General features: G+C 75.2%; 3 protein-coding genes. 2 read left to right on the forward strand and 1 reads right to left on the reverse strand.

The window, feature by feature from the left end; genetic code table 11:
* The coding region (locus tag E2651_RS40080; protein ID WP_135336203.1) for an FHA domain-containing protein at positions 1-2931 on the reverse strand (2931 nt) is incomplete at its 3' end.
* Between the two features lie 420 nt (positions 2932-3351).
* Here E2651_RS40080 and E2651_RS40085 point away from each other — a divergent pair.
* Positions 3352-4980, forward strand: coding sequence for a serine/threonine-protein kinase (locus E2651_RS40085; protein WP_135336204.1), 1629 nt, complete (start codon positions 3352-3354; stop codon positions 4978-4980).
* A 152-nt stretch (positions 4981-5132) separates the two neighbouring features.
* Positions 5133-6234 (forward strand): serine/threonine-protein kinase (locus E2651_RS40090; RefSeq protein ID WP_135336205.1); only part of this gene is annotated, 1102 nt, incomplete at its 3' end.

Below are 6234 nucleotides of genomic sequence, written 5' to 3' on the forward strand. Positions count from 1 at the left end.
GGGTTCCTCCGCCCCGGGAGACACCGCGTCCAGAACGATCCGCAGCGCCGCCCGCTGCCCCAACTCCGTCTCCGGAGTCCGCTCACTGCGCCCCGCCGTGGCCACCAGATGCACCCCCAGCCGCTCCCCGTCCCGCGCCACAGCCTCAAGCGCCCGCACGACCGACCCCGCGGCAGGCCGCCCCGGCGACCCGAGCGCGGGCGAGAGCAGCGCGTCGAAGTCGTCGACGAGCACGACGAGCCGAGGCAGCGGCGGCCCCGGCTCGGCCCCCTTCCGCGCGGCGGCCGGCCGCAGCCGCATCGTGGAACTCGGCGGCGGATCAAGATCCCCGTCACCGGAGGCGGCCGCGGTCGCCCCCGCGCGCTGCGAGACCAGCCGCCCAGAGACCTCCCGCTGCGTGTGCCATTCGGCGAATCCAAGGCGCCCGAGCAACTCCGCCCGCCGCTTCAGCTCGGCCGTCAGTGACTGCGCGAACTCCCGCATCCGGACCGGGTCGTTGGCGGCGAGATGCGTGGTGACGTGCGGCAGATCGGTGCAGGAGGAAAGACCTTCACCGAGCCGTACGTTCCCCCCGCTCGTCCCACTGCTCCCGCTCCCCGTGCTGTCCCGCCCGTCGATCAGCACGATCCCGAGGCGGTCGGGCCGCTCGGCGGCGGCCAGCGACGCGGCGACGGACCGCAGCAGTTCCGTGCGGCCGCTCCCCGCGGGCCCCTCGGCCAGCAGATGCGGGCCCTCGGCGGCGAGATCCACGACCACGGGACCGCGCGGCCCCGCCCCCAGCACCGTCCAGGCCCGCCCGCCAAGCGCCTCGGGATCGTCGGCGGCCGCGGCCCACCGCGCCATCAGGGACGCGGGCGTGGCACGGGCGAGCCCCAACTCGTCGAGCAGCCGCGCCATTTGGGGCAACGGCGCGGACACGCGCGCGTGCCCGTCTCCGGGCGCCCCGTCCGTACGGAAAGGAGCCAGCGCGCGGGCGAACCGCTCGGCCCAGGCCTGCGACACCGCGTCCACCGCAGCGACCGTCCCGTGCCCCGCCGGCTGCCCGTCCACCGTGCGCAGCAGCCGCAGCGCCGTCGCCACGTCACCGCTGAGCAGCGCGACCGCACCGCAGGCACGGAAGGCGGGCGACACCGAGCAGGCCGCTTCGTACGTCGCCGACACCGGGGACGCGGGCGAGGCGGCCGGGGTCTCGGCGATGCAGACGACATGGATGCCGGCCGCGGCCCCGTCCCGCGCGAGCCGCACCACGGCCTCCCGCAGCCCGGCGGCCCCGGGGTCGCCGTCCACCACGACGACGGTGCGCGCGCAGGGCCCGCCGCCGGGCTCGGAACGGCCGGTACCGGAGGAGTCCGCCAGGTGATCGTCCAGGCGGCGCGTCAGCTCGTCCGTACGGGCCAGGGCCTGCTCGCGGTCGTAGGCGAGGAGGAGGCGGCAGTCCTGGCCGTGGGTGGGCCGCAAGTGAGGGAGCCAGCCGAGCCAGGACCACTCGGCGACGCGCTCCGGCGCGGGCCGCGTGCGGTCCGTGCTCAGGAGCACGATCTCCAGGGTGTCGGGGGAGTGCAGCGCCGCGAGCTGGGCGACGACCGCGCGGGCGAGGCCCGGCAGCCGCTCGCGCGGTCCGGCGAGGCCGAGCGCGCCCGCTTCCCGCAGGCTCACCGTCACGGGGACGGCGGGCAGCAGTCCGCGGTCGTCCGGCGCCGCCCTGTCGACCGTGCCGAGGCGGACCGTGAGCGCCTCGGGGTGGCCGGGGCCGCGCTCCCAGAGGCGGGGGCCGGGGCCGAGCGCGGTGAGCAGCAGGGCCGCGGGGTCGGGCCAGGACTCCGGGGTGCGCGCGGCGGCAGCCACCGCGAGGTCCTCGGGGGTGGGACCTGCCGGTTCCGGGGAGCCGGGGCCGTACGCCGCGTCGTACTCGTCGTGGTCGGCCGACGCGTGCTCGTCGTCCCGGCCTCCGGTGAGCCGCCGGGCCCACGCCGAGAGGCCGCCCCGCTTGCGCAGGCCGCGCGGCACGGTCGTCCCGCGCGGGGGCGTCCCGGCACGGGTCCGCTCGGCGTCGGGGGCACCGCCCTGCTGGGGCACGAGCGGCAGGTCGGTGACCGATGTCTGCCCGTACGCATGCGTGCCGTACGCCCCGTCCTCGCTGTCCCCGCTGTCCTGGCCGTCCCCGCTGTCCTGGCCGTCCCCGCCGGAGGCGCCCCACCCCGCGGTGCCGTACGTGTGGTGTGTGCTCTCGGAGGGGGTGGCCGACTGGGGTGGGGTCTGCGGGGCGTCGGTGTCCTGGGCGGTCCGCACGCGCACGTGCCCCTCGCCGTCCGGAGCCGTCGCCGGCGCACCGCCCACGCCGTCCCCGCCGGTGAGCCGCAGCGCGGACTCGCCGAGCCGCAGCAGGGAGCCGGGGGAGAGGCGGACCGGGCGCCGGGTGATCTCGCGGCCGTCCACCGTCGTGCCGTTCGTGGACCCCAGGTCCGTCACGGTCACCTGGCCGTCCGGGCCGAGCGTGACCGCGCAGTGCAGCCGGGAGACGTCCGGGTCGTCGAGGGGGACGTCCGCGTCCGCCGAGCGGCCGATGCGGATCTGCCCGCCGTGCAGGAGGTGCACACCGCCCGCGTCCGGGCCCGCCACCACGTGCAACTGGGCTGCCGCGCCCGCCAGTTCGGGCCCCGGCTCGGCGGGGGAGCCGAGCGAGAGCACCGCTCCGTCGATCAGCGGGGGCTCGCCGAGGGTGCTGCGCTGCGCGTCGAGCCGCTCCGCGTCCGCGTACAGGACCAGGGGTCCTTCGCCGCCCGCGACGGCCGATGCGAGGCCGGAGGCGACGGCGGCGAGCGCGGTCCCTGCGGGGGCGGTCACCAGCACGTCACAGGCCCCGCGCGCGGGGCCGCCTTGGGGCTCGGTCTGGCCGCTGCGCGGCCCGAGGACGGTCAGCCGGATCTGCATCGCCGTCAGCGGTCCCTTCTGCCCTTGCCGCCGGGCAGGGGGACTCGCGCTGTGATTCCCCCACCACACACGGGCACGTCGGCCAGTATCAGGAAAGCATCCTCGCACCTGCCACTGACAACACGCCCGGCGGCCACCGGTAAGTGATCTTGATTGGTCGGCTCTGCTCGGAAAAGTGCCTGCTTGGACCGTTGCGATCAACGGCCGGCTGCCGGTGACGGAGGTCAATTCGCCGCCACCCGGCAACCAACGACCCTGGTCGGGCGTCTTTCCACCGAACAACGATCCGGACACCTCGGGGCCGGGCACGGAATGTGACCCGCCGGTGCCCCGTTCGGCGGCATTACAGTGGGTCGGAACACCCTCCGGCGGGCAGCCGGGTCCGGACATGACCAGCCAGATCAGCAGGGAGCGCATGACGTGCGGCCGGTAGGCAGCAAGTACCTGCTCGAGGAGCCGCTCGGGCGCGGCGCCACGGGCACCGTCTGGCGAGCCCGCCAGCGCGAGACCGCGGGTGCCGAGGCGGCCGTCCCCGGCCAGCCCGGCGAGACCGTCGCGATCAAGGTCCTCAAGGAAGAGCTCGCCAACGACGCGGACGTCGTGATGCGCTTCCTCCGGGAGCGCTCCGTCCTGCTCAGGCTCACGCACCCGAACATCGTGCGGACCCGTGACCTCGTCGTCGAGGGCGATCTCCTCGCCCTCGTCATGGACCTGGTCGATGGCCCGGACCTGCACCGCTACCTCCGCGAGAACGGCCCGTTCACGCCGGTCGCCGCGGCCCTGATGACCGCGCAGATCGCCGACGCGCTGGCCGCGAGCCACGCGGACGGCGTCGTGCACCGCGACCTGAAGCCCGCGAACGTCCTGCTCAAGCAGGACGGCGGGGCCGACGGCGGGGCGATGCACCCGATGCTCACCGACTTCGGCATCGCGCGCCTCGCCGACTCCCCGGGCCTGACCCGCACCCACGAATTCGTCGGCACGCCCGCGTACGTGGCGCCCGAGTCCGCCGAGGGCCGCCCGCAGACCAGCGCGGTCGACATCTACGGCGCGGGCATCCTGCTGTACGAGCTGGTCACCGGTCAGCCGCCGTTCTCCGGCGGCTCGGCCCTCGAAGTCCTGCACCAGCACCTGAGCGCCGAACCGCGCCGCCCCTCCACGGTCCCGGACCCGCTGTGGACGGTCATAGAGCGCTGCCTCAGCAAGAACCCGGACCACCGCCCCAGCGCCGAGAACCTCGCGCGCGGCCTGCGTGCCGTCGCCGAGGGCGTCGGTGTGCACGCGTCCAGCGCGCAGATCGCCGCCGCGGAGGGCGTGGGCGCCCTCCTGATGCCCGATCCGGCGCCCGCGACGGTGCCGGGGACGGCCGGGGCCGCCGACCCCACCCAGGTCCTGCCGAGCAACGCGGGATCGTACGACCCGAACGCCGCGACGAGCGTCATGCAGAACACCGGCGGTCCCGGCGCCGGTCCCGGTCCCGGTCCTGGGGACGCCGACCCGACGGCCGTCATGCCGCCGGTGCCGTCCAACCAGCCCGGCGCGAACCCCGACGACCCGCACCCCTGGCAGAACCAGATGCGGGCGGCCCGCGACCGCAACGAACAGACCCAGGTCCAGTACCTGGACCCGAACCAGGACCCGCTGCGCCGCCGCCCCCAGCGCCAGGTGGCCCGCCCCCAGCAGCAGCCGCAGCGCCCCCAGCAGTACGCGCCGCAGCAGCAGCGTCCGCAGCAGTACGCCCCGGCGCCGCAGCCCCAGCAGCCGCGCCAGTACGCTGCGCCGCCGCAGCAGGCACCGCCCCAGCAGCCGCCCGCCGGGCGCGCGCCCCGCGAGCCGAGGCAGCGCAGCGCGAACCCGATGAAGATCCCGGGTCTCGGCTGCCTCAAGGGGTGCCTGTTCACCATCGTCATCCTCTTCGTGGCGAGCTGGCTCGTCTGGGAGCTGAGCCCGCTCCAGGAGTGGATCGGTACGACGAAGGGGTACTGGGACCAGCTCACCGACTGGTACGACTCGGTCTCCGGCTGGATAGGGAAACTGGGCGCCAATTAGCGGTAATTAACAGCTCTGCTGTCAGGGATGGACGAATCCCCTCCCGACTCTGGGGATTTGTCGACACCTGTGGGGTGATTTCTGCTCCTGGAGTGAAGGTTGGCGTCGAGGCCGCGTAGTTTTGTCGCCAACACGCATCCGTAGGAGCAGTCTTGGCACGCAAGATCGGCAGCCGGTACACCGCCCACCAGATCCTTGGTCGGGGCAGCGCCGGCACGGTGTGGCTCGGCGAGGGGCCCGAGGGTCCCGTCGCCATCAAGCTGCTGCGCGAGGACCTGGCGTCCGACCAGGAGCTCGTCGGCCGCTTCGTCCAGGAGCGCACGGCGCTCCTCAGCCTCGACCACGCGCGCGTGGTGGGCGTCCACGACCTGGTGGTCGACGGCAACGACCTCGCCCTGGTCATGGATCTGGTCCGCGGCACCGACCTGCGCACCCGCCTGGACCGCGAGCGCAGGCTCGCTCCGGAGGCGGCCGTGGCGATCGTCGCGGACGTCGCGGACGGGCTCGCGGCGGCGCACGCGGCGGGGATCGTGCACCGTGACGTGAAGCCGGAGAACGTACTCCTGGACATGCAGGGTCCGCTGGGCCCCGGCGGCTCGCACCCGGCGCTCCTGACGGACTTCGGCGTCGCCAAGCTGATCGACTCCCCGCGCCGCACGCGCGCGACAAAGATCATCGGCACACCGGATTACCTCGCCCCCGAGATCATCGAGGGCCTGCCCCCGCGCGCGGCGGTGGACATCTACGCCCTCGCGACGGTCCTGTACGAACTCCTGGCGGGCTTCACACCCTTCGGCGGCGGTCACCCGGGCGCGGTGCTCCGCCGCCACGTCACGGAGACGGTGGTCCCCCTCCCCGGCATCCCGGACGAGCTGTGGCAGCTCATGGTCCAGTGCCTGGCGAAGGCGCCCGCGTCCCGCCTGCGCGCCTCCGAGCTGGCCGCGCGCCTGCGGGAGCTGCAGCCGCTGGTGGCGGGCATGCCGCCGCTGGACGTGGACGAGCCGGACACGGAGCCGCTGCCGGAGGAGGCCGAGGAGGAGCCCGCGCCGGACCCGTCCCCCAGGGCCCCCCGCCGGGGCGCGGTCCCACTCGTCCCCGGAGCCGCCCCCGACTCGAACCGCGACACCCACACCTCGATGCGGGTCCCCGGCCCGGACGAGCTCGCCGGCGGCGCCCGAGGCACGGCCCGCGCCCCCCGCGCGTCCGGGCCGGGGACCCGCATCGAGGTGTGGGTGTCGCGGTTCGAGTCGGGGG

Origin of the sequence: Streptomyces sp. MZ04 (assembly GCF_004684775.1) — a bacterium.
Taxonomy (GTDB): domain Bacteria; phylum Actinomycetota; class Actinomycetes; order Streptomycetales; family Streptomycetaceae; genus Streptomyces.